We start from the raw sequence: 22560 nt of genomic DNA, 5'->3' as shown, positions 1-22560 counted from the left end.
TCTGGAACCGCCTGGGCCGGCGGATCAGCTCTTGCGGCTGCCGCCCAGCAATACGGCAAGCTGGCGCTTGGGTGCAGCCGGGCGGTCTTCTTCCTTGCGGGCCTCCGCGTCGGCGGGCGCGGCAGAGGCGGAAGGCTCGTAGGGCTTGAGGAAGAAATCGTCCACCGGACGGCGTTCGGGGCGAGAACGGCCGCCGCGGTCGCCACGATCCGCACTGCGATCGCGCTCGCCACGGCTGGAACGGTCGCTGCGGTCGCGTTCGGAATGCGCTTCGCCGCCACGGCCATGGCTGCGAGCCAGCAATTCGGAGGGCAGTTCGAGATGGCCGCGCGGCACTTCACGCTTGATCAGCTTCTCGATGTCCTGCAGGTAACGCTCTTCCTCGGGGGTGAACAGCGCGATGGCTTCGCCGCTGGCGCCCGCCCGGCCGGTACGGCCGATACGGTGCACGTAGTCTTCGGAATTATGCGGCAGGTCGTAGTTGATGACGCAGGGCACGCCGGCCACGTCCAGGCCGCGCGCGGCCACGTCGGTGGCCACCAGCACTTCCAGGTCGCCCGCCTTGAAGGCTTCCAGCGCCTTCATGCGGTCGGCCTGGGTCTTGTCGCCGTGGATCGACTCGGCCTTGACGCCGTCGCGCTCCAGTTGGCGCGCCAGGCGGGCCGTGCCGATCTTGGTGTTGGAGAACACGATGACCTGCTTCAGGCCGCGCGACTTGACCAGGTGCACGACGGCGGCGCGCTTGGCTTCGCCCGTCATCTTGTAGGCGATCTGCGTGACCGTGTCGGCCGTGGCGTTGCGCGCCGCGACCTCGATTTCGACGGGCTGGTTCAGGAAGGTACGGCCCAGCTTGCGGATCTCGTTGCTGAACGTGGCCGAGAACAGCAGGCCCTGGCGCTGCGGGGGCAGCAGCTTGATGATGCGGTCCAGATCGGGCAGGAAGCCCATGTCCAGCATGCGGTCGGCTTCGTCCAGCACCAGAATGCCGACCTGGCTGAGATTCACGTTCTTCTGTTCGACGTGATCCAGCAGACGGCCCGGCGTGGCGACCAGCACTTCGCAGCCCTGCCGCAGCTCTTCCTTTTGCGGGCGGATGTCGACGCCGCCGAACACCACGGCCGAACGCAGCGGGGTGCGCTTGCTGTAGCGCTTGACGCTTTCGTAGACCTGGTCGGCCAGTTCGCGCGTGGGCGTGAGGATCAGCGCGCGCACCGGATGGCGCGCGGGCGACGCGCTGGGATTGGCCAGCGGCATCAGGCGATGCAGGATCGGCACCGTGAACGCGGCGGTCTTGCCCGTGCCCGTCTGGGCGGCGCCCATGACGTCACGCCCCTCGACCACCACCGGAATCGCCTGCGCCTGGATGGGCGTGGGCGTGGTGTAGCCGGTTTCGACGATGGACTGGAGCAGGAGCGGGTGCAGACCGAAATCGGCGAAGGTGCGCGAAGGCGCGTCTGCGGCGGGCGCTGCGGTAGAGGTAGATTGCGTCATCAAGTGTGGCAGATGCCGGGGCGGTGAAAGAACAAAACGGAAATACAACGCGTCCCGGATTGCTGTGGATAACTTATTTTAGCAGCCGGGCGCTTACGATCCCAACCCGTCCGTTCGAACACGGGAAAACCGGGCCGGCGCACGCGCCCGCAGCCCGGCCTGCCTCCGATGCGTGGGAACTACCCGGCCAGCCAGCGCAGCGCCCACAGGGTGCACATGCCCGAGACGATGACCAGCACGGCGTTGCGGGTGCGCAGGAAGACCAGGATGCCGACGATGCCGGCCACCAGCTTGTAGTCGAAGACCGGACCGATGCCGGTGCGCCAGGGCAGCATGTCGGGCACCAGGATGGCAGTGAGCGCCGCGGCCGGCGCGTAGCGCAGCGCGCGCCGCACGCCGTCTGGCAGCGGCAGATAATCGCCGAACAGCATGAAACCGGCGCGGGTGATGACGCTGCATACCGTCAGCAGCAGAATGGCCGAATAGACGTAGATCTCGAAAGCACTCATGCACGCCTCATCATCATGCGGGCTTCTTCAGATAGCGCTCGGCGGCGATGCCGGCGACGATGCCGACCACCACGGCGGCGGCCAGCCCAAGGCGCAGCGGCAGCGCCTGGCCGATCCAGGCGGTCACGCCGGCCGCCAGCATGGACACCAGCACCGGCCGGGAACTGGCCAGCGGCACGGTGATGGCCAGCAGCGCCAGCACCGCCGCGAAATCGAGCGACCACGAGACCGGCACCTGGGAAGCCAGCACGATGCCCACGATGGAAGCCGTCTGCCAGGTGATCCAGCCGGGCGTGATGGCGCCCGCGAAGTACCAGACGTGCTCGCGCGTGCCGCGCTGCGACGCCTCGCCGAAGCGGGACATGAACAGCACGAAGCCCATGTCGGTGGTGAAGTAGCCCATGGCCAGGCGGCGCGGCCAACTGAGATGGCGGAAATACGGCTGCAGCGCCGCGCCGAAGATGATGAAGCGCAGGTTGACCACGAAACCGGCTGCGAAGACGAGCCACAGCGGCGCGCCCGCCGCGATCAGCGGCAGCGAGGTCAACTGGGCGGAACCCGCGTACATCAGCAGGGTCATCGCCAGGGCCATGGACTCGGTCAGGCCCGACTTGACCATGGCCACGCCGGTGACCAGCCCCCATGTGGACGTGGCGACCAGCGCGGGCGCCACCGCATGCACGCCGGCCCGGAAGGCCTCTCTGCGTTCGCGCCGTGTCTCCTCGGCGTCGGATGCTTCGTAATTGTTCGAGTCAGAGGCCAAGGACGGGCCCCTGGCGGATGTGGCGGGACGGCATGGAACCTGGACGGCGGAAATGGATCAGTATTGTAGCCTTCGGCGCTTGATACAATACGCGCGACGATTGCCCGCCGTATCCCGGCTTTTTTCAGGAATACCTCAATGACCGCTGCTGCCTCGGCTGCCGTGCCCGCCCAGGAAGTCATCGAAGTCGGTGCCGAAGACCTGCCCGTTTACTGCCCCGGCCCCAAGGCCCCGCTGTGGAGCATGCATCCCCGCGTGTTCCTCGACGTGGCCCACACCGGCTCGGCCCGTTGCGCCTACTGTGGCGCCGAGTACCGCCTGAAGCCCGGTACGGTCCTGCACGGCCACCACTAAACCCTAGTTGCGCGGCTTGCCATGTTCGCCACACCCGACGAAGCAGAACACGCCTTCTACGACGCCCTGGAGCAAGGCGACCTCGACCGCTTGATGCAGGTCTGGGCCGACGACGAGGAAATCGTCTGCATCCATCCGGGCGGCTTGCGCATCGTGGGCCACATGGCCGTCCACGAGTCGTGGCAGCAGATCCTGTCCAACGGCCCGTTGCACCTGCGTCCCCTGCGCCCGCTGGTCATACAGAGCATGATGTGCGCGGTGCACGTGCTGGTCGAACAGGTCTCGGCCATCACGCGGGAAGGCACGCAATACGCCACCTGCTACGCCACCAACATCTATCACAAGGGTCCCACCGGTTGGCGCATGGTCATGCACCATGCCTCCGCCGCGCCGCCCGAAGCGGGGGTGCTCGATCTGCACGACATCCCCGACAGGCTGCACTAGGTCGGGACGGTTTCGTTGGCTGCATCCCGACTCGACACCACGCCCTGCCCGGTTCCGCCCTGGCTGCCCGACCGGCATAGCCAGACGGTGTATGCCGCCCTGTTCGCGCAGTATCACCGCATCGCGTTCGTGCGCGACCGCGTCGATACGCCCGACGGCGACTTCGTCGATTTCGACTGGACGGGTCCGGGACTGTTTCCGCACAAGGCGGCCGATGGCAGTCCCGTCAGCGGCCAGCCACCGGCGGCCGCCGGCAAGGTCGCGGCCGCACGCTGGATCGCGCCGGCCGACTGGGCCTCGCTGCCGCAGGTCGCCGACACGCCCGCCCTCATCCTGTTCCACGGACTGGAAGGCGGCAGCGCCAGCCGCTACGCGCAATCCATCGCGCACCACTTCCGTGCGCGGGGCTGGATCGTGGCCATCGCGCACTTCCGCGGCTGCTCGGGCTCGCCCAACCGCCTGGCGCGCGCCTACTATTCCGGCGACTCGGCCGAGGTCGGCTTCATGCTGGACACGGTGCGCAGCCGCGTGCCGCACGCCCGCTGGCACGCCGTGGGCGTGTCGCTGGGCGGCAACGCCATGCTGAAGTTCATCGGCGAACAGGGCGACGCCCTGCCCTGGCTCACCGCCGCGGCGGCCGTGTCCGTGCCGCTGGACCTGGCCGCAGGTGGGCGCGAACTGTGCAAAGGCTTCATCGCGCGCCAGATCTACTCGCGCTATTTCCTGAAGACGATGAAGCGCAAGGTGCTCGAGAAAGCCAAGCGCTTTCCGGGCGCCATCGACGTGCTGCGCATCGCCCACGCGCGCGACCTGCGCGATTTCGACGACGCGTATACCGCACCCATGCATGGATTCCGCAACGCGCTCGATTACTGGACGCGCGCCTCCAGCAAGCCCTGGCTGGCCCACGTCAAGGTGCCCACGCTGGTGCTGAACGCCCGCAACGATCCCTTCCTGCCCGAAAGCGCCCTGCCCGGCCCGGCCGACTGTTCGCCCAGCGTACTGCTGCACCAGCCGGCCCAGGGCGGCCATGCGGGCTTTCCGACCGGCGCCTTCCCCGGCCACCTGAACTGGCTGCCCCAGCGCCTGGGGCGCTTCTTCGAAACCGGCCTGTAAACGGCGCCGGCCACGCCCGATGGCGCGGCCGGCGGTTTCACATCCTTGCCGTCACGACTTGAAGCGCTGCAGCAGTTCGCGCTCGTCGGCCAGCTTCTGCTTCACTTCCTTGATCTGCACGTCGATCTGCGATTGTTCGTAGAAGTCGTGCGAGATGCCGCGCGCCTGCTGCAATTGCGATTCGGCGGCGGCATAGGCGCCGGTCTGCAGATAGAAACGCGCCATGTTGCGGCGGGCGGCCACCGTGCGGCCGTTACGGTCCTCGCTCTGCGCCAGCATCTGGTACAGGCCCGGCTCGTCGGCGCCCCATCGCTCGATGCGGTCGCGCAGGTAGTCCTGGGCCTCGTCATTGCGGCCCGCGTCCTGCAGCACGGTGGCGTAGGCGATGCCCAGCGCCCGCTGATCCGGCCAGCGCTTGATGGCCGCCTGCGCCTGCTGCATGGCGGCGCCGTCGTCCTTGCGCGCCAGGGCGATGTCGATGCCCAGCTTGGCCAGTTGCGGCGACTGATGGCCGCCCTCGTGGGCCATTTCCCAGGCCGTGGTGGCCTGCTTGGTCTCGTTGCGCTGCAGGTGATAGAGCGCCAGGCCGTAGAGCGCGGCCGACTTGCGCACGCCGGACAGGGCGCGCGACTCGTCCTGCAACTGCTGCTGGGCCGTGCGCAGGCTGATCGCGTCACGCCCCTGCACGACCCGCAACTTGGCGCGGATGTACCAATAGTCGTCGCTGTCCACATAATGCACGGTCGACAACTCGCGGATGCGGTTCTGCACGTCCGACATCCGATCGATGGACAACGGGTGGGTGCTGGCCCACGAACCGCCGCCCATGCCTTCGTTCAGGCGGGCGGCGTTCATCAGGCGACCGAACATGCGCGACATGCCGCTGGGGTCGTAGCCCGCCTTGGACAGCATCTGCAGGCCGGTGCGGTCGGCCTCGCGCTCGGCGTCGCGCGAGAAACCCAGTTGGCGGTTGATGGCGGCTGCCTGCCCGAAGGCGGCGACGCCCATGGCCAGGTTCCCGCCGCCACCGGCCAATGCGGCCAGCAGCGCGCCGGCCAGGCTGGCCAGCATCACCGTGCTGTTCTGGTTCTGCTGCGTCATGCCGCGCGCGATGTGGCGCTGCACCACGTGCCCGATTTCGTGCGCGAGCACCCCCGCCAGTTCGGATTCGCTGTCCGAGGACACCACCAGCCCGGAATTGACGCCGATGAATCCTCCCGGCATGGCGAAGGCGTTGATCTCGGGATCGCGGACCGGAAAGACCTCGATGTCGGGCACGCCGCCGGGCGCGTTCATGGCCAGCTTGCGCGCCATGGTGGTGAGGTACTGGCTGATCTCGGTATCGTTGATGTAGGTCGGGTCGCGCCGGCCCTGCGCCATGATGGCCTCGCCCAACTGCCGTTCGGTGGCGGGCGACAGGTCGTCGGCCGAGGCCGCCCCCATGGAGGGCAGGCCGACCGGTTGCGCGATGACGGGAGCCGCAGGCACGAGAATTGCTGTGCAAATTCCGATGGCTATGCTGCGACGCAGAAATACCGAGATAGGTGTCATGTTACGACTCTGCATGGCACTATGATAGCCATACCTTCTGTAAGTTCGACTACACATAATTCTTCTCTACTCTGGAACCTCGATGCAACGAATTCGCAAAGCCGTTTTCCCCGTCGCCGGGATGGGTACGCGCTTCCTGCCCGCCACCAAGGCCATGCCGAAAGAAATGCTGCCGGTCGTGGATAAACCGCTGATCCAATATGCGGTCGAAGAAGCGGTCGCCGCCGGCATCACCGACCTCATCTTCGTGACGGGCCGCAACAAGCGAGCCATCGAGGACCACTTCGACTCCAATCCCGAGCTGGAAACGGACCTGGAAGGCAAGAACAAGCAGGCGCTGCTGGCTATCGTACGCGAGGTGCTGCCCGCGCACGTCAATTGCATCTACATCCGCCAGCGTTACCCGCTGGGCCTGGGCCACGCCGTGCTGACCGCCGCGCCGGCCGTGGGCAACGAACCGTTCGCCGTGCTGCTGGCCGACGACCTGATCGACGCCGACCAGCCCGTCATCGGCCAACTGGTCGACGCGGCCGTGGCGCGCAGCGCCAGCGTGCTGGGCGTGCAGGAAGTGCCCCACGAAGACACCAACAAATATGGCATCGTCGCCAGCCAGACCATCGACGCCCGCACCGAGCGCGTCACCCACATGGTCGAAAAGCCCAAGCCTGAAGACGCCCCCTCGAATCTGGCCGTGGTTGGCCGCTACGTGCTCGAGGCCGAGATCTTCGAGTACCTGCGCAACACCAAGTCGGGCGCCGGCAACGAGATCCAGCTGACCGACGGCATCGCCGCGCTGATGCGCGACCGCCCGGTCTACGCCTACCGCTACGAAGGCACGCGCTACGACTGCGGCAACAAGGAAGGCATGTTCCAGGCCACCGTGGCCTATGGCCGCAAGTATCACGGCCTGATCCCGGAATAAGCCCTCAAGTGGCAGGGCGTTGCGCCTCGGGCGCGCGCCCGCGCCGCGCCTGCCGGTCGGCACGGCGCAAACGGCCCTTGCCCGACAGGCGCATCAAGGTGCCCAAGGCCACCAGCAGGCCGATCACCTCTACCAGCGCCGCCGGAATCCACATCGTCAGGCCGCCGATCATCTGGTCCGTCTGGGCCGACATCGCCACGGCGCGGCCGCACAGTTCGAACAGCGGATAGATATCGGTTTCCGTGAAGGCGATGACGGCGCCCGCCACCATCTGCGGCGCCATCGTCAGCACGGGCGACAATACTCGCCCGCCGGGGCTCATGGCCGCGGGAGGACTGGGCCGGCGGTCCAGGATCAGGTTCCAGTACAGGAAGCCGCTGATGACCACCGACCAGTTCATCAGCCGGTACAGGCGCCAATCGAGCATGCTGTAGAACTGCACCGACGGTATCAGCCACACCAGCACCAGGAAGACGAACAGGGCCGGCACGAGGATGCGGTGCGTCAGCAGTCCTTGCAGCGCGCGCCCGGGGCCCGCGCGCAGGAAATCGCGCAGCCGCACCCGCCAGGGCATGGGCAGGCCGGCCCGCATCACGGACCCCGGAAAAGCGGCCATCACCAGCAGCGGGCCCAGGTGATGCAGCACCAGATGCTGGGCGCGATGGATGAAGAACATGCGCTCGGCGTAGTAATCCAGCCGGGTGTGCAGGGACAGGTACAGCAACGCCAGGCCGGCCCAGAAGAACACCTGCCGCGCCACGGTGACGCGATGCACGCGCTGGCCGCGCACGAACAGCACGATGGCCGCGGCGAAGGCGGCGATCAGGGTGGGCGAGAACTCCCAGGGAACGAGCCAGCCGAGCAGATCCATGAGCAAGGGACCCAGTACGGACGAAAGGCGCGCAGGCATCGCGCGGATGTCATGCGATTGTAGTGGAGCGCGGGCTGCCCATCGGGCGCCTCAAAATGGCATACCCGTCGCGCTCAGGCAGCGGGGCTTTGCCGCGCAGACGCGATGTCCAAGCCGCCACATCCGCTGCCGAACGGCGTACGGCCATCGGGTCTAGAACCGTTGGGTGATTCCCATCCCCACGCGCTCGGTGCGCCCTGCTCGCTGGACGATGGGCTCGTCCAGTGTGCCACCGGCCAGGCGGGCGGCATAGGCATACAGGCTGGTGCGCGGCGACAGGTCGAACCGGTATCCCAGCGAAGCCAGTCGGGTGGTTTTCGGGCGGGAGCCATCCTGCCAATGCCAATCCGGCGCCGCCATGGACCATTGCAGCAACAGCGCGCCCGATGCGCCCACGCCGATCTCGGCGCCCAGCAGCCAGGTAACGAGGCTGCCCCCGCGCAGGAAAACCGCCGGCCCCAGGCCGTCCAGCCCGCCGGCATTCTGGCTGGCATAGCCGTTGCGCTGCCGCGACCAGGCCATCGACAGGCGCAGGCCTTCCGTCGTGTAGGACAGGCCCGCCTGCCAGGCGATGGGCGCGCGACCGCCCAGCGCGTCGGCCGCCTGGCCCGCGTAATGCAGGCGATCCCAGCCCAGCACCGCCAGCCAGGTATCGGTTTCGTACTTCAGGCCGGCGCTCAGCGCGTGGCCACGGCGGCCTGGGGGCTCATCCGGCGCCAGCCCGTCCGTCCGATTCGTATCGAAGGCATAACCGACCCCTGCCTGCCAGCCCTCCACGACGGCCGTGTGCAGGTTGAGCAGATTATCCCGGCGATAGTTGTCCGCCGCCCTGAACAGCGCCCCCATGCCCAGGTCACGCCAGGAACCCACCTCCAGCGCGCTGGCATATTCCATCGAGACGGTCTGCTGGCGGCCGAGCCGCAGCGATCCCACACCGGGATGGGACAGGCCGGTCCAGGCGCCGTAGTCGAACAGGCGGCCCTCTTCGTCGGCGCGGCCCGTCGCGGCGTCGAAGCCGCTTTCAAGACCGAACTCGGCGCTCCAGCCGTCATCCAGCGCCTCGCTGCCGCGCATGCCCCACAGGCTGTCGGTCAGGCCGCCGGACAGCGGTCGGACGGACGAACCCGCGCCGCTGACGCGCGTGGCGGACAGGCCGGCGTCGACCACTCCGTACAGGGCCAGGCCGGGATCGGCGGCACAGGCCACGCCGCCCCACAAGAGGACTGGCGCGGCGCGCACCGCGGCCCGGCAGGCATAGCGAATCAAGGACTTCGTCATTGCCACCCATAACGGCGCACCCAAGCGCTCTTGACCACCTGCACCAGGCAGACATATCCCACGAGAATCAGCGCCAGCCAGGGAAAGTACCCCAGCGGCAGCGCCTGCATATCGAATGCCGGAGCCAGCGGCGACATCGGCAAGGCCACGCCCAACGCCATCACCAGCACCGTCGAGACCAGCAGCGGCAGGCCGGCCCGGCTTTGCAGGAACGGGATGCGCCGCGTGCGGATCAGGTGCACCACCAGCGTCTGCGACAGCAGCCCCTCGACGAACCAGCCCGACTGGAACAGCGACTGGGCTTGCGGCACGTTGGCATGGAACACGTACCACATCAACGCGAAGGTGGCGACGTCGAACACCGAGCTCAGCGGACCGAAACACACCATGAAGCGGCCCAGCCCCGCCGGATCCCACTGCTGCGGCCGGCGCAGCGACTCGGGGTCGGCGCGGTCGAACGGAATGGCGATCTGCGAAAAGTCGTACATCAGGTTCTGGATCAGCAACTGGGCCGGCAGCATCGGCAGGAACGGCAGGAACGCGCTGGCGATCAATACCGAGAAGACATTGCCGAAATTCGAGCTGGCCGTCATTTTCAGGTACTTGAGCATGTTGCAGAAGATGCGGCGGCCTTCCAGCACGCCGTCATGCAGCACCATCAGACTCTTTTCCAGCAGGATGATGTCGGCGGCTTCCTTCGAGATGTCCACCGCCGAGTCCACCGAGATGCCCACGTCCGCGGCACGCAGCGCGGGCGCGTCGTTGATGCCGTCGCCCATGAAACCCACCGTGGCGCCCTGCTCGCGCAGCGCGCGCACGATGCGCTCTTTGTGCGCGGGCGTCAAGCGCGCGAACAGCGTGCCCTCCTGCACCGCCACGCCCAGCTCGGCCTCGTTCATCGCATCCAGGTCGGCGCCGATGTACACCTGCCCCACATCCAGTCCCACTTCGCGGCACACCTTGCGCGCCACGCGGTCCATGTCGCCCGTCAGCACCTTGATGGCCACGCCCGCGTCCATCAGCGCGCGCAGTGCGGGCGCGGCGGATTCCTTGGGCGGATCCAGGAAGGCGATGTAGCCGATCAGGGTCAGGCCGGCCTCGTCCGCGATGGCATACGGGCCGTGGTCCGCGGGCAGGTTGCGCACCGCCACGGCGATCACGCGCAAGCCTTCGGCATTCATCTCGCCGGTCTCGCGCCGGATCTGGGCGCGGCGGGCATCATCCAGCGGCTGGTCGCCCTGCGGACCGCGCACCGACTCGCACGCGGCAAGCATCTCTTCCAACGCGCCCTTGCAGATCAGCACGTGGCCGCCATCGGCCGCATCGCGCGCGCTGACCACCACCGACATGCGGCGGCGCGCGAAGTCGAACGGAATCTCGTCGACCTTCACGTAGTTCGCCGCCGGATTCAGGCTGCGGCCCAGTTCGGCGTGCTCCAGCACCGCCACGTCCAGCAGGTTCTTCAGACCGGTCTGGTAGTGGCTGTTCAGGTAGGCATGGCTCAGCACCTCGTCGCTGGCCGCGCCGTCCACGTCGATGTGGCGTTCGAGCACGATGCGGTCCTGCGTCAGCGTGCCGGTCTTGTCGGTGCACAGCACGGTCATGGCGCCCAGGTTCTGGATGGCGTCCAGGCGCTTGACCACGACTTTGCGGCGCGACATCGCCAGCGCGCCCTTGGCCAGCGTGGAGGTGACGATCATGGGCAGCATCTCGGGCGTCAGGCCCACGGCCACCGCCAGCGCGAACAGCAGCGCCTGCAGCCAGTCGTGCTTGGTCAGTCCGTTGATCAGGAACACCACCGGCACCATCACCAGCATGAAACGGATCAGCACCCAGCTGACGCGGTTGATGCCCTGCTGGAACTGGGTGGGCGCGCGCGACACGGCCGACACGCTGCCGGCCAACTGGCCGAAGCAGCTGCGCGAGCCGGTACCCGTCACCAGCGCCAGGCCGGCGCCGCTGACCACGTTGGTGCCCATGAAGACGATGTTTTCCAGCTCCAGGGGATTGCCCAGGCCAGGCGTCGCCTGCACGAACTTCTCCACGGGCAGCGCTTCGCCGGTCAGCGCGGCCTGCGCCACGAACAGATCCTTGGCGGTCACCACGCGGCAGTCGGCCGGCACCATGTCGCCGGCCGACAGGGCCACGACGTCGCCGGGTACCAGCTCGCGCAGCGGCACCTCGACCTTGCGGCCCGAACCGGGACGCAGCACGGTGGCCGTGTTCTGCACCATGGCGCGCAGCGACTCGGCGGCGGCATGCGAACGGCGCTCCTGTACGAAGCGCAGCAAGGTGGCCACGATCACCATGCCGGTGATCACGATGACCGACGACCAGTCCCGGTCGGCGGGTTCGGCGAGCTTCACGTCGGTAACCCAGGACACGGCCGCCAGCAGCGTCAGCAGCAGGTTGAACGGATTGCGGTAGGCCAGCCAAAGATGGGTGTGCCAGGCCAGCGGACGTTCCTGATCGACTTCGTTCGGGCCGAACTCGTCACGCAGCAGGGCCGCGCGTTCGACGGGCAGGCCCTGGGGCGTGGAGTCGAGCCGGGCGTACAGCGCATCCAGGGGTTCGAAGGCGACATCCTGCAGCCGGCGGCCCGCGCGGCGCACCGCGCAGGCAGTGGCGGCGGAATCGGAACCGGGGCCGATGGGCTCCAGGATAGGCGTGCGCCGGAAATGGCGGCCGATATGGCGGACCCGGGCCGCCGACGAGAACAGGGACTTGAGGAAGTGCAGCATCGGAACACTCCAATTTCTTGGTGGTGGAGTCAGTCCGGACGAGCGGGTCCGCACACGCCTGTACCGCATGCAATGTTGTGGGCATGCAGTACAGGCGTGCGAGGTCACGACGCGACCGGCGTTCTATGAACGGCGATGCGCCGGGGCGTGATGGAGCGTGTGGCGGCGGGGTTGGGGCGGCCGGGCAATCCGGCGCACCGTCAGCGGCAGGCGCTGCACATTCCGTACGGCGGGACGCGCAGGTCCCGATCCGCGGGGAATGTGGAAAAGCGGATCAGGGCAGGCGTCGGGCCGCGCACGGCCGGCGCAATCGAGGCTCGGAATCTATGGCGCCTGGCATGGCGGCCTCCCTGGTTGAGGTGAACGGTCGGACCGTGCGGATTACGCAGCGGCCGCCATGGTGGTGGATGCGGCTGCGCTCGCGCCGAAGTGCACGTGGCGCACGGCCGGATTGGCGCTCAGGCGCTTGGCCTGGGACATGAGCTCGGCGCGCAGTTCGGGCGGACAGTCGACCGTGATGCAGGCTTGCGCCATGCCGGCCTGCGCGGTGGCGGCATCGACCTGGAACTGCGACACGCTGAGGCCAGCGGCCGAGAAGTCCAGGCAGATCTGCTTGCGCAGCGAATCGAGCGAATCGCGGGGGCAAACCACCGTCAGGCGTGACGTACCCCGGCGGCGGCCGCCGGCCTCGGTACGCTCGACGCCGGCACGGCGCAGGAACAAGTCAAAGAAACGCATGCTGACCTCCTATGCTGCAAGGACGGAGCATCTTTGCCGCGAACGGGCGCGCGCAGACGCGTGGCGTACCGGTTGCGGCTGGAACAGACGCAAACGCGGGCGCATGGCGCTGCGGCAACGCAACGGTTCTGGCGGTATGAGTAGCGGGGAGATTTCCGGTCGCGGCGAATGCCTGGCTAACCGGGAGATGTCCGCATCCTGCGCTGGCAGGACGCGGCAGAGGGATTCTGCGTGTGACCTGTCAGGCAGCGACGTCGATGCAAGATCGACTACTACTGTCGCCGGAATCGGTATTCACGGAAAGAACCCCTTGGGAATGATGACTTTGAGATCTTACCCGGGTTTGCCCTGATAAACAAGACTCGTAGCTTGATCGCCACAATTCCCGGGCAAGGGTTCTCAGCCGTAGAAATGCCAGATCAGATAGCCGGCGAACAGCACGTACAGCCCACCGACCGACGCCAGCGCCGTCACCGTCATGGCGCCGCGACGCAGGCGCATCCACAGCAGTGCGATGGACGCCAGCGTGAACAGCCCGGCGGCCTGCAGCGGCGCATCCAGCAGCCACGGTGTCATGAAAATGGCCATGGCGCTGGGAATGGTCGCCTGGATCATCATCGCGCCCGAGATGTTGGCCAGCGCCAGCCGCTCCTTGCCCTGCCGCACCCAGATCAGCGCGTTCAGGATCTCGGGCAGCTCGGTCGCCACCGGCGCCAACAGCAACGCGGCCACGTGCGCGGAGATGCCCATGGCCACGCCCAGCGCCTCGATCTGCTGCACGAACACGCGCGACGCGGCGGCGATGACCACCAGCGCCAGCACGGTCTGCGTACAAGCCCAGAACATCGACGGGTTCGTATCGCGGGGGCGCAGCTTCAGCGGCTCCAGGTCGTCCTCTTCGATGCCGCCGTCATCGTGCGACAGCTCGCGCTTCACATACAGCGCATACACCGCCAGGAACAGGATGCCCAGCCACGGCTTCCAGGCAAAGGCCAGCAGGCCCAGCGCCACCTTGAGAACGAAGATGCCCATGAACCAACTCTGGTCGCGGGCCAGCCGGCCCTGGTCGGCCCTGATGGGAATGGACACGCCGACGTGCGCGGCGCGGCGATTGCGCCACAGCGCCAGGCCCACCACGGCATAGGCCACGGTGGCCAGCACCAGCGGGCCCCCCATGGCGGCGCCGACGCCGATGTCTTTCTGCTCGGGGGTGTTGCCGAAGACCACGGCCATGAAGGTCACGGCGCTTTCGGGCAAGGCGGTGCCGAAGGCGGCCAGGACGGTGCCGGTGGCCGTGGCGCCCAGCGCCATGCGGTGGCCGACCCACTCGACGCCGTTGACGAAGTATTCACAGGCCAGATAGATGATGGCCGCGGACAGCAGGAAGAGAAACAAGGTGAGCAACATGACGCGCAGCCGGGCGAGCGAAAACAATGGCGCAACGCGCGGCTCGCCCGGCCAGGGTGAACGCGACGTGGCCAAAGGTCTCGCCTGGCTGGCCGGGAACCTGCATGAAGCAGTGCCCGAAAGCTGCCGGCGCCATGGGGTGCAAGACCACCAAGTTTGTTGACGCGGGCTTTCGCAAAGGCTGCGAAATGGCTACTCCCCGATGGGGTGCGCGGATTGTAGCAGTACCGATCGTCCCGCTGTCGAGACTCTTCGCATGATGTGTGGATCCCGCGACACCAGGGATCCGTGGCACTCGAAAGGCCTGGACAGGCTCGTCCGGCATCCGCTCGCAAGGACGAATTTGCCACGCCAAGCCCGCCACGCTTCGCGGTAAAGTCGCCGAATCCCCACCTCGACGCCGATGACGCCATGTCCCTTCCGCCCACCGACATCACACCGTTCCAGCAACGCCGTGCCCGTCTGCTGGCGCGGATGCGCGCGCAGGGCGGCGGCATCGCCGTGCTGCCCACAGCGCCAACTGCCATACGCAACCGCGACGCCGAACATCCCTATCGCCACGACAGCGACTTCTATTACCTGAGCGGCTTCATCGAGCCCGAGGCCTGGCTGGTGCTGATCGCGGGCGCGGATGACCGTTCGCTGCTGTTCTGCCGGCCCCGCCATCCCGAGCACGAAATCTGGGAAGGCCTGCGCTGGGGACCCGAGGCGGCCGCCGAACGTTTCGGCTTCGACGACGCGCACGGCATCGAGACCCTGGACGAGGTGCTGCCCGACCTGCTGCTGGACCAGCCCGCACTGTATGCGCCGATGGGACTGGACGACGCCCGCGGCAAGCAACTGCGCGGATGGCTGGCGGCCGCCCAGGGGCGGGCACGCGCAGGCCGCCGCGCGCCCGAGCAATGGCGCGACCTGAACGTCCCGCTGGCCGAGATGCGGCTGGTCAAGGATCCCGACGAGATCGCCGCCATGCGCCGCGCCGCGCGCATCTCCGCGGGCGCCCACACACGGGCCATGCGCGCGGCCCGCCCGGGCATGCACGAGTACGAGCTGGAAGCCGAACTGTTGTATGAATTCCGCCGCCACGGCGCGCAGGCGCCCGCCTACGGCAGCATCGTGGCCGCCGGCGCCAACGCCTGCGTGCTGCACTACCCCGCCGGCGACGCGGTGCTGAAGGACGGCGACCTGGTGCTGATCGACGCGGGCTGCGAGTTCGACAGCTATGCCGCCGACATCACCCGCACGTTTCCCGTGAACGGCCGCTACAGCGGCCCGCAACGCGCCCTGTACGACCTGACGGTGGCCGCGCAGGATGCTGCCGCGCAGGTCACCCGGCCCGGCAGGTCGTTCAACGACGGCCACCTGGCGGCGCTGCGCGTGCTGGTCCAGGGGCTGATCGACGAGAAACTGCTGGAAGGATCGCTGGACGGCGTGCTGGAGTCGGGCGCGTACTCGCGCTTCTACATGCATCGCACGGGCCATTGGCTGGGACTGGACGTGCACGACGCCGGCGATTACCGCGAACCCGGCCCGATCGGCGACGAGCGGCCCTGGCGCATGCTGCAGCCGGGCATGGTGCTGACGATCGAACCCGGTCTGTACGTGCGGCCTGCCGACGACGTGCCGGCGCGTTTCTGGGACATCGGCATCCGCACCGAGGACGACGCCCTGGTCACCGAGGCGGGATGCGAACTGCTCACGCGCGGCGTGCCGGTGGATGCGCGCGAGATCGAGGCGCTGATGCGGGAATGAAGGCGACGCCCGGACGGGCATGAAAGGCCATCCGCTACAGCACGTAGCCGTCCAGCCAGCCCATTGCGGTCCAGGTGTAGACCACCACCATCGCGATGGCGAACATCGCCACGATGGCGCCCGCCATGCAGCCGAAGATCGCCACCAGGACCGGCCCCCAACCGGTGTGCGTGACGCGGCCCAGGCCGGGATTGCACAGGCGGTCGAACCTCTCGTCGGGCATCAGGCTGTAGACCACGCCCTCGATGAAACCCGCCACGGCGGGAATGAACAGCACGAAGAAGACGGGATTGTCGTACCACGGGGTGAGGAACTGCGCGCCGGCCAGGCACAGGCCGCAGAGCAGCGTCACCAGCCAGGCATGCGGGCGCCCCAGGTACCACCAGTGCGCGCCCAGCCAGCCCAGGCAACAGGCCAGCAGGCCCACCGCCACTTTGCTGCGCGCGCGGCGCGGCGCAGCCACGGAAAACGTCGGCATGGACGGCGTAGGGGTCATCGTCGCTGGCTCCACCTGAGGTTCGTCGTGGCGGGCACGGGCCCGCACGCATCGGACTGTCCTGGGCCGCGGCGGCGCCGCCGCATGCTTGCCCGTGTCCGAGCAGCGGATTGTAGCCATCGGGCAGTAAAATCGCCTGTATGAATGTGAATGCTCCCGCCTACGATATAGCCGTGCTCGGCGCCGGCCCCGTCGGCCAGGTGCTGGCGCTGCTGCTGGCGCGCCTGGCGCCCGAACCCGCTCGCATCGCGCTGCTGCAGGGTGACGCCGCCCAGTCGCCTCGCGACCCGGCCGCCGATCCGCGCGTGCTGGCGCTGAACCACGGCAGCCGCGTGCTGCTGGACGCGCTGCGGGCCTGGCCCGCGCGCGCGGCCGACATCCGCCACATCCATGTGTCGCAATGCGGCCGGCTGGGCCGGACCCTGATCGATCATCGCGATTTCGGCGTGCCCGAGCTGGGCAGCACGGTCGGCTACGCCGGATTGCACGCCCGCCTGCAAGAGCGCGTGGCAGCCAGCGGCGTCACCGTGCTGAACGGCCCGCCCGCGCGCGTGTCGTCGCAAGAAGGCGGCGTTGCCACTATCGAACAGGGCGGAAACACCATTACCTGTGCCGTGGCCGTGCTGTGCGACGGCGCGGGCGGCCAGGACGTGCGGCGCGACTACGGCCAGCATGCCGTGCTGACCAGCGCGCGCGCCACCCTGCCGCGCAACGGCTGGGCCTACGAGCGCTTCACCCACGAAGGCCCGCTGGCCATGCTGCCGCATCCGCAGATGGCCGACACGTATTCCGTGGTGTGGTGCTGCGCGCCCGCCCATGCCGCCGAGTTGGCGCAACAGGACGACGCGGCGTTCTCCACCGCGCTGACCCAGGCCTTCGGCACCCGGCTGGGCCGCCTGCACAGCCAGGCGCCGCGTCATGTCTTCCCCCTCGAACTGAAGGCCCGCCAGTCGCAGGCGCAGGGCCGCGTGGCCATCATCGGCAACGCCGCGCAGACGCTGCATCCCGTGGCCGGCCAGGGCTTGAACCTGGGCCTGCGCGATGCCGCGCAACTGGCGCAGGCGCTGGGGGGCTGGCTGGCCTCGTCCCAGGGCGATCCCGCTGCCTTGCTGGCGGAATTCGCCCGGACGCGCCGCGCGGACCGCTGGGTCACGGCCGGCCTGACCGACCTGATGCCGCGCCTGTTCGCCACTGGCCTGGCCCCCGTGGAACACGCCTGCGGCCTGACGCTGCTGGCGCTGGACATGGCGCCGCCGCTGCGAGCGCCGCTGGCGCGCCACCTGCTGCAAGGCCTGCGCGCCTGATTTGACAGGTCATATGGCTTCCAGTGTCCCACCCCCGCCACGGAATCAACTGGTAACCCGGCAATTGACCGATGTCCTAAATAAGGGCCAAAACAAGCGGGGCTAAAATCCCGCGATGCGTATCGGCCCCTGGACTCTACCCAACAACGTATTGGTCGCCCCCATGGCGGGCGTGACCGACCGTCCCTATCGTCAACTGTGCAAACGGCTGGGCGCGGGCTATGCCGTCTCCGAGATGGCGGCCAGCAACCCGCGCCTGTGGGATAGCGTCAAGACCTCGCGCCGCCTGAACCACGACGGCGAGATCGATCCCGTCTCGGTGCAGATCGCCGGAGCCGATCCCGCCATGATGGCCGAGGCCGCCGCGTTCAATGTGTCGCGCGGCGCGCGCATCATCGACATCAATATGGGTTGCCCGGTCAAGAAGGTCTGCAACCTGGCCAGCGGCTCGGCGCTGTTGCGCCACGAAGACCTGATCGCCCGCATCCTGGATGCCGTGGTGGGCGCCTGCGCGCCCCTGGGCATCCCCGTCACCCTGAAAACCCGCACCGGCTGGGACCGCGCCAGCCGCAATGCCGTGCGCGTGGCCCTGCTGGCGCAGGAAGCCGGCATCGCCGCCCTGACGCTGCATGGCCGCACGCGCGCCGATCTGTACACCGGCGACGCCGAGTACGACACCATCCGGGAAGTCAAGGCCGCCCTGCGGATTCCCGTGGTGGCCAACGGGGATATCGACTCGCCCGAGAAAGCCCGGGCCGTCCTGGATTACACTGGCGCCGATGCGGTGATGGTTGGCCGCGCGGCCCAGGGGCGTCCCTGGATCTTCCGCGAGATCGATCATTACCTTCGAACCGGCGCCAAGCTGCCGCCTCCCACGACGGCCGAAATGCGCGACCTTTTGCTGGAACACCTCGACGATCACTACCGCTTCTATGGCGAGCACACGGGCGTACGCACCGCGCGCAAGCACATAGGCTGGTACCTCGACGGCCTGCCCGAAGCCGAGGAATTCCGGGCCCGCATGAACCAGATCGACAACACCGCCGACCAGGCGCGTGCGGTGGCGTCATGGTTCGACGGCCTGGTGCGTGCAGAGGCCGCCGCCCGACCCACGGGCGCAGCACCAACTCTGCTGGCGGCCTGAGCCGACCGCCGCAACTCCATTCATACATACAACAAACAATCGATCTGTATATGAGCAAGCAAGATGTTCTCCAAGAATGCGTCCGTGCCAGCCTGGAGCGCTATTTCGAGGACCTGGGCGATTCCGAGCCGCACGACATGTGGGACATGGTGATGCGCTGCGTCGAACGCCCCGTCCTGGAAGTGGCCCTGGAGCGCGCCGGCGGCAATCAGTCGCGTGCCTCGGAGATGCTTGGCATCACCCGCAATACCCTGCGCAAAAAGCTGCTTGCGCACAATATCCAGCTCTGACCCGTTCCTTCTGCCCATGAAAATCGAAACTGCCCTGCTTTCGGTCTCCGACAAGACCGGCATCGTCGAATTCGCACGCGCGCTGCACACGCGCGGCGTGCGCCTGCTGTCCACCGGCGGCACCGCCCGCCTGCTGGCCGAGTCCGGCCTGCCCGTGACCGAAGTAGCCGAGCACACCGGCCAGCCCGAGATCCTGGACGGCCGCGTCAAGACGCTGCATCCCAAGATCCACGGCGGCCTGCTGGCGCGCCGCGACAGCGCCGAGCACCTTGAAACGCTGGGCAAGCACGGCATCGACCGCATCGACATGCTGGTGGTGAACCTGTATCCCTTCCGCGAGACCATCGCGAAGGCGGGCTGCACGTTCGCCGACGCCGTCGAGAACATCGACATCGGCGGCCCGGCCATGCTGCGCGCCGCGGCCAAGAACCACGGCACCGAGGAAGGCGGCGTCACCGTCGTCATCGATCCGGTGGACTACAACCGCGTGCTGACCGAGATCGACCAGTCGGGCAAGACCTCGTACGCCCTGCGCCTGGAACTGGCCGGCAAGGTCTACGCGCATACCGCTGCTTACGACGGCGCCATCGCCGCCTACCTGAGCAGCCTGACCGAACCCGCCCCCGCGCAGGATGCCGAGCCCGCCCGCCAGGAATGGCCGCGCGTGCTGACGCTGCAAGTGCGCCAGGAACAGGCGCTGCGCTACGGCGAGAACCCTCATCAAAGCGCCGCCTTCTACGTCGATGCGCAGCGTCCGGCCGGCCTCTTGGGCAACTACCAGCAGTTGCAGGGCAAGGAACTGTCCTACAACAACATCGCCGACGCCGATGCCGCCTGGGAATGCGTGCGCGGCTTCGACACGCCGGCCTGCGTCATCGTCAAGCACGCCAACCCGTGCGGCGTGGCCGTGGCCGCCGATCCGCTGGCGGCCTACCAGAAGGCTTTCAAGACCGACCCCACGTCGGCGTTCGGCGGCATCATCGCCTTCAACCGTCCTGTGGACGCGGCCACGGCCGAAGCCGTCGGCGGCCAGTTCATGGAAGTGCTGCTGGCGCCCGCCTATGACGGCGCCGCGCTGGCCATCCTGGCCGGCAAGAAGAACGTGCGCGTGCTGCAGGTGCCGATGGGCCCGGGCCAGAACGCGCTGGACGTCAAGCGCGTGGGCGGCGGCTGGCTGGTGCAGACCCCCGACGCCTACGCCGTGCCGCGCGATGCGCTGAAGGTGGTCAGCAAGCGCGCGCCGACCGACGCCGAAATGGACGACCTGGCATTTGCCTGGAAGGTCGCCAAGTACGTGAAGTCGAACGCCATCGTGTTCTGCGCCGGCGGCATGACGCTGGGCGTGGGCGCCGGCCAGATGAGCCGCATCGACTCGGCCCGCATCGCATCGATCAAGGCCGAGAACGCCGGCCTGACGCTGCGCGGCTCGGCGGTGGCGTCGGATGCCTTCTTCCCGTTCCGCGACGGCCTGGACGTGGTGGTGGCCGCGGGCGCGACCTGCGTGATCCAGCCCGGCGGCAGCGTGCGTGACGACGAAGTGATCGCCGCCGCCGACGAGCACGGCATCGCGATGGTGCTGACCGGCACCCGCCACTTCCGTCACTGACCGGATGCGCGTCCTCGGTATCGATCCTGGCCTGCGCCGCACCGGTTTCGGTGTGATCGATTCCGAGGGCATGCGTCTGCGGTATGTGGCCAGCGGCACCATCGTCGTGCCGCCGGCCCTGCCGCTTCCCCAGCGGTTGAAGGTCATCCTGGACAACCTGCGCCAGGTGGCCCGCGAGACGCAGCCCGACGTGGCTGCGCTTGAAATCGTCTTTCTGAACACCAATCCTGCTTCCACCCTGCTGCTGGGCCAGGCCCGCGGCGCGGCGCTGTGCGCGCTGGCCGACAGCGGCCTGGACGTGCACGAGTACACCGCCTTGCAGATCAAGAAGGCGGTGGTCGGCACGGGGCGTGCGGCCAAGGAACAGGTGCAGATGATGGTGCAGCGGCTGTTGTCGCTGGACGGCACGCCCGCGCCGGACTCGGCCGACGCCCTGGCCTGCGCGATCTGCCATGCGCATGTGGGACCGCTGCAGCAGCGATTGGGAAGTGTGCTGGAGCGCGTTGGAGCGCGGGGCACGCGGCCTGGGGTGCGGAATGGGCGATTGGTGGGGTGAAGGTTCGCGCACGCAGCGGATGTTAGCCGTTGAACAAGGCCTGCGGCGATTCGGCAGCAAAAATACGGCGCAGCCAGTTGCGCAGTTGAGCGGTCTCCGCTTGTTCGATCTGTTGCGATGCCCAATCGGGAATCGAGCCGAACTTCTGCTCGAGCTGATCGTGCAACGCCGTCGACCAGGCGCGCCTTTCGCCTTCCTTGAGGCCGATCTCTTCGCCTTGTTTGAGGCCGATCTCGATACCGCGTTTGGTATAGACCCGTTCAAAGCTGGTGACGTAAGCCATTGAGGACTCCTTCTTGATGTCTTCGACTGCGCGGACGTAGGCGTTTTCCTGCTCGGCAGGCAACGCCAGCATCCAGTCGATCAGTCTGAGCAAGGTACTGGATTGCACGCCGGGATAGCGCAGTTCGAGCAGAAAGCGGACCAGTCCGAGCTTTGCCGGCATTCTCTGGGGGCGACGATGTTGCTGGGCCAGCAGTTGCGCCATCACGATCACGCCGAAAGGATTGCTGCGCGCCAGGGTTCGCAGTTCCGGCCACCGCGCTAGCCAGCTTTCCAGAAAGAGGGATCGATATCGCAATGGCCGCGCGTTCTGAATAGACTGATGTTCGGCCGTCAGACGATCAGGTCCCGCACCGCGCGTAAAAATCACCAATGAGCAGACCGTGACGAACACTTGCGCATCGTCCTGGGCGAGTGCGGGCCGCAGCACATAGCGATCATGGATGCGGTAATCGTACTGCCGCACGCGCAAGGTTGTCCGTCGCAACACCGCGATGGAAGGACGCCGGCTTTCGACCTCGACATGCAGCAGCAGCCGCGGATAGCGACTGCACTTCAAGGCCAACCGAACCAGTTTATCCACATGGCGACGGCTTCGGCCTATGCCCGGAACAAGATCCTGGAACTCTTTGTCCAGGAACGTCGGCGGCTGATGCCAGTCGATCCGCGCATGCAACGAAGGCGAGAACATTGCGATGGCTTCGGGAAGAAAGCACTCCAGCGCTTCCTTCCAGGCAGAATCGTAGTCCTCGTGATCGCGCGGGCTGTCGTGGTCCATGAAGCGGCTTCCCCGCGGAACAGGAAACCCGCACTCTAGGCGTCATCGCCACGTGCCGCCAGATCGGCATCTACGTAGAGCAATAAATGTCCCTCTGCAACGGAACACCGCCATCCGGAACTGCCCCC

21 protein-coding genes are annotated in these 22560 nt (G+C 67.6%); 10 read left to right on the top strand and 11 right to left on the bottom strand.

Annotated elements, in window-relative coordinates; genetic code table 11:
- Positions 1-24: 24 nt before the first annotated feature.
- The 3 genes from A7W11_RS12405 to A7W11_RS12395 form a co-directional block, all read right to left on the bottom strand.
- Positions 25-1491 (bottom strand): DEAD/DEAH box helicase, encoded by a 1467-nt coding sequence (locus tag A7W11_RS12405; RefSeq protein WP_066412549.1) that lies wholly within the window; start codon positions 1489-1491, stop codon positions 25-27.
- A 179-nt stretch (positions 1492-1670) separates the two neighbouring features.
- Entirely contained in the window at positions 1671-2000 is a 330-nt protein-coding gene (locus A7W11_RS12400; RefSeq protein WP_066412546.1) for an AzlD domain-containing protein, read from the bottom strand.
- A 13-nt stretch (positions 2001-2013) separates the two neighbouring features.
- On the bottom strand, positions 2014-2682 hold the full coding sequence (locus A7W11_RS12395; protein WP_156523098.1) for an AzlC family ABC transporter permease: 669 nt from the start codon (positions 2680-2682) through the stop codon (positions 2014-2016).
- Between the two features lie 219 nt (positions 2683-2901).
- On the opposite strand from A7W11_RS12395, the gene A7W11_RS12390 reads away from it, so the two are divergent.
- Genes A7W11_RS12390 through A7W11_RS12380 form a run of 3 tightly spaced genes read left to right on the top strand, consistent with a single transcriptional unit; the run spans position 2902 to position 4677 of the window.
- Positions 2902-3117, top strand: coding sequence for a zinc-finger domain-containing protein (locus A7W11_RS12390; RefSeq protein WP_066412540.1), 216 nt, complete (start codon positions 2902-2904; stop codon positions 3115-3117).
- 21 nt (positions 3118-3138) lie between these two features.
- Positions 3139-3561, top strand: coding sequence for a YybH family protein (locus A7W11_RS12385; RefSeq protein ID WP_066412537.1), 423 nt, complete (start codon positions 3139-3141; stop codon positions 3559-3561).
- Positions 3562-3576: 15 nt separating this feature from the next.
- Positions 3577-4677 (top strand): YheT family hydrolase, encoded by a 1101-nt coding sequence (locus A7W11_RS12380; RefSeq protein WP_066412532.1) that lies wholly within the window; start codon positions 3577-3579, stop codon positions 4675-4677.
- Between the two features lie 51 nt (positions 4678-4728).
- On the opposite strand, the gene A7W11_RS12375 is transcribed toward A7W11_RS12380, so the two are convergent.
- Positions 4729-6228: a M48 family metalloprotease gene (locus tag A7W11_RS12375; RefSeq protein WP_412778720.1), complete on the bottom strand. Its 1500-nt coding sequence runs from the start codon at positions 6226-6228 to the stop codon at positions 4729-4731.
- Between the two features lie 82 nt (positions 6229-6310).
- On the opposite strand from A7W11_RS12375, the gene galU reads away from it, so the two are divergent.
- Complete coding sequence (gene galU / locus A7W11_RS12370; protein WP_066412520.1) at positions 6311-7150, top strand: UTP--glucose-1-phosphate uridylyltransferase GalU; 840 nt, start codon at positions 6311-6313, stop codon at positions 7148-7150.
- Positions 7151-7154: 4 nt separating this feature from the next.
- Here the strand turns inward: galU and A7W11_RS12365 are convergent, their stop codons facing one another.
- The 5 genes from A7W11_RS12365 to A7W11_RS12345 all read right to left on the bottom strand — a co-directional run bounded on the left by A7W11_RS12365 (position 7155) and on the right by A7W11_RS12345 (position 14224).
- Entirely contained in the window at positions 7155-8021 is an 867-nt protein-coding gene (locus A7W11_RS12365) for a cytochrome c oxidase assembly protein (protein ID WP_066414015.1), read from the bottom strand.
- Between the two features lie 192 nt (positions 8022-8213).
- The gene (locus tag A7W11_RS12360) at positions 8214-9338 is read right to left on the bottom strand and encodes a porin (RefSeq protein WP_156523059.1); all 1125 of its coding nucleotides are present in this window, start codon (positions 9336-9338) and stop codon (positions 8214-8216) included.
- Positions 9335-12079, bottom strand: coding sequence for a magnesium-translocating P-type ATPase (mgtA, locus tag A7W11_RS12355; protein WP_066412516.1), 2745 nt, complete (start codon positions 12077-12079; stop codon positions 9335-9337). The genes A7W11_RS12360 and mgtA overlap by 4 nt, the downstream gene beginning before the upstream one ends.
- Before the next feature lie 381 nt (positions 12080-12460).
- Complete coding sequence (locus A7W11_RS12350) at positions 12461-12817, bottom strand: hypothetical protein (RefSeq protein WP_066412504.1); 357 nt, start codon at positions 12815-12817, stop codon at positions 12461-12463.
- Between the two features lie 399 nt (positions 12818-13216).
- Positions 13217-14224 carry a sodium:calcium antiporter gene (locus A7W11_RS12345; RefSeq protein WP_066414003.1) on the bottom strand — a complete coding sequence of 336 codons (1008 nt, stop codon included), beginning with the start codon at positions 14222-14224 and terminating at the stop codon, positions 13217-13219.
- A 411-nt stretch (positions 14225-14635) separates the two neighbouring features.
- On the opposite strand from A7W11_RS12345, the gene A7W11_RS12340 reads away from it, so the two are divergent.
- Positions 14636-15976, top strand: coding sequence for an aminopeptidase P N-terminal domain-containing protein (locus tag A7W11_RS12340; RefSeq protein ID WP_066412497.1), 1341 nt, complete (start codon positions 14636-14638; stop codon positions 15974-15976).
- A gap of 34 nt (positions 15977-16010) precedes the next feature.
- Here A7W11_RS12340 and A7W11_RS12335 read toward each other — a convergent pair whose 3' ends face one another.
- Positions 16011-16472, bottom strand: a complete 462-nt coding sequence (locus A7W11_RS12335) for a TM2 domain-containing protein (RefSeq protein WP_066412494.1) — start codon at positions 16470-16472, stop codon at positions 16011-16013.
- A gap of 140 nt (positions 16473-16612) precedes the next feature.
- Here A7W11_RS12335 and A7W11_RS12330 point away from each other — a divergent pair, with 140 nt between their 5' ends.
- The 5 genes from A7W11_RS12330 (at position 16613) to ruvC (ending at position 21372) form a co-directional block, all read left to right on the top strand.
- Positions 16613-17776 (top strand): UbiH/UbiF/VisC/COQ6 family ubiquinone biosynthesis hydroxylase, encoded by a 1164-nt coding sequence (locus tag A7W11_RS12330; RefSeq protein WP_412778719.1) that lies wholly within the window; start codon positions 16613-16615, stop codon positions 17774-17776.
- Between the two features lie 115 nt (positions 17777-17891).
- Positions 17892-18920, top strand: a complete 1029-nt coding sequence (dusB, locus tag A7W11_RS12325; protein WP_066412481.1) for a tRNA dihydrouridine synthase DusB — start codon at positions 17892-17894, stop codon at positions 18918-18920.
- Positions 18921-18970: 50 nt separating this feature from the next.
- Complete coding sequence (locus A7W11_RS12320; RefSeq protein ID WP_066127022.1) at positions 18971-19210, top strand: helix-turn-helix domain-containing protein; 240 nt, start codon at positions 18971-18973, stop codon at positions 19208-19210.
- A gap of 16 nt (positions 19211-19226) precedes the next feature.
- Positions 19227-20816: a bifunctional phosphoribosylaminoimidazolecarboxamide formyltransferase/IMP cyclohydrolase gene (gene purH / locus A7W11_RS12315; protein WP_066412476.1), complete on the top strand. Its 1590-nt coding sequence runs from the start codon at positions 19227-19229 to the stop codon at positions 20814-20816.
- A 4-nt stretch (positions 20817-20820) separates the two neighbouring features.
- Positions 20821-21372, top strand: a complete 552-nt coding sequence (ruvC, locus tag A7W11_RS12310) for a crossover junction endodeoxyribonuclease RuvC (protein ID WP_066412474.1) — start codon at positions 20821-20823, stop codon at positions 21370-21372.
- A 22-nt stretch (positions 21373-21394) separates the two neighbouring features.
- Here ruvC and A7W11_RS12305 read toward each other — a convergent pair whose 3' ends face one another.
- Positions 21395-22432, bottom strand: a complete 1038-nt coding sequence (locus A7W11_RS12305) for an RpnC/YadD family protein (protein ID WP_066412466.1) — start codon at positions 22430-22432, stop codon at positions 21395-21397.
- Between the last annotated feature and the right edge of the window lie 128 nt (positions 22433-22560).

Origin of the sequence: Bordetella ansorpii, assembly GCF_900078315.1 — a bacterium.
GTDB lineage: Bacteria > Pseudomonadota > Gammaproteobacteria > Burkholderiales > Burkholderiaceae_B > Bordetella > Bordetella ansorpii.
This window is presented reverse-complemented; position numbering and strand designations above follow the sequence as displayed.

Bases quoted from the DNA above. Each gene is read 5' to 3' on its own strand.
- A7W11_RS12335 (WP_066412494.1), bottom strand. From the start codon at position 16,472: ATGACCCCTACGCCGTCCATGCCGACGTTTTCCGTGGCTGCGCCGCGC.
- A7W11_RS12350 (WP_066412504.1), bottom strand. From the start codon at position 12,817: ATGCGTTTCTTTGACTTGTTCCTGCGCCGTGCCGGCGTCGAGCGTACC.
- A7W11_RS12345 (WP_066414003.1), bottom strand. From the start codon at position 14,224: ATGTTGCTCACCTTGTTTCTCTTCCTGCTGTCCGCGGCCATCATCTAT.
- A7W11_RS12340 (WP_066412497.1), top strand. From the start codon at position 14,636: ATGTCCCTTCCGCCCACCGACATCACACCGTTCCAGCAACGCCGTGCC.
- mgtA (WP_066412516.1), bottom strand. From the start codon at position 12,079: ATGCTGCACTTCCTCAAGTCCCTGTTCTCGTCGGCGGCCCGGGTCCGC.
- ruvC (WP_066412474.1), top strand. From the start codon at position 20,821: ATGCGCGTCCTCGGTATCGATCCTGGCCTGCGCCGCACCGGTTTCGGT.
- A7W11_RS12375 (WP_412778720.1), bottom strand. From the start codon at position 6,228: ATGACACCTATCTCGGTATTTCTGCGTCGCAGCATAGCCATCGGAATT.
- dusB (WP_066412481.1), top strand. From the start codon at position 17,892: ATGCGTATCGGCCCCTGGACTCTACCCAACAACGTATTGGTCGCCCCC.
- A7W11_RS12360 (WP_156523059.1), bottom strand. From the start codon at position 9,338: ATGACGAAGTCCTTGATTCGCTATGCCTGCCGGGCCGCGGTGCGCGCC.
- A7W11_RS12365 (WP_066414015.1), bottom strand. From the start codon at position 8,021: ATGGATCTGCTCGGCTGGCTCGTTCCCTGGGAGTTCTCGCCCACCCTG.
- A7W11_RS12305 (WP_066412466.1), bottom strand. From the start codon at position 22,432: ATGGACCACGACAGCCCGCGCGATCACGAGGACTACGATTCTGCCTGG.
- A7W11_RS12390 (WP_066412540.1), top strand. From the start codon at position 2,902: ATGACCGCTGCTGCCTCGGCTGCCGTGCCCGCCCAGGAAGTCATCGAA.
- A7W11_RS12320 (WP_066127022.1), top strand. From the start codon at position 18,971: ATGAGCAAGCAAGATGTTCTCCAAGAATGCGTCCGTGCCAGCCTGGAG.
- A7W11_RS12330 (WP_412778719.1), top strand. From the start codon at position 16,613: ATGAATGTGAATGCTCCCGCCTACGATATAGCCGTGCTCGGCGCCGGC.
- A7W11_RS12405 (WP_066412549.1), bottom strand. From the start codon at position 1,491: ATGACGCAATCTACCTCTACCGCAGCGCCCGCCGCAGACGCGCCTTCG.
- A7W11_RS12385 (WP_066412537.1), top strand. From the start codon at position 3,139: ATGTTCGCCACACCCGACGAAGCAGAACACGCCTTCTACGACGCCCTG.
- galU (WP_066412520.1), top strand. From the start codon at position 6,311: ATGCAACGAATTCGCAAAGCCGTTTTCCCCGTCGCCGGGATGGGTACG.
- A7W11_RS12400 (WP_066412546.1), bottom strand. From the start codon at position 2,000: ATGAGTGCTTTCGAGATCTACGTCTATTCGGCCATTCTGCTGCTGACG.
- purH (WP_066412476.1), top strand. From the start codon at position 19,227: ATGAAAATCGAAACTGCCCTGCTTTCGGTCTCCGACAAGACCGGCATC.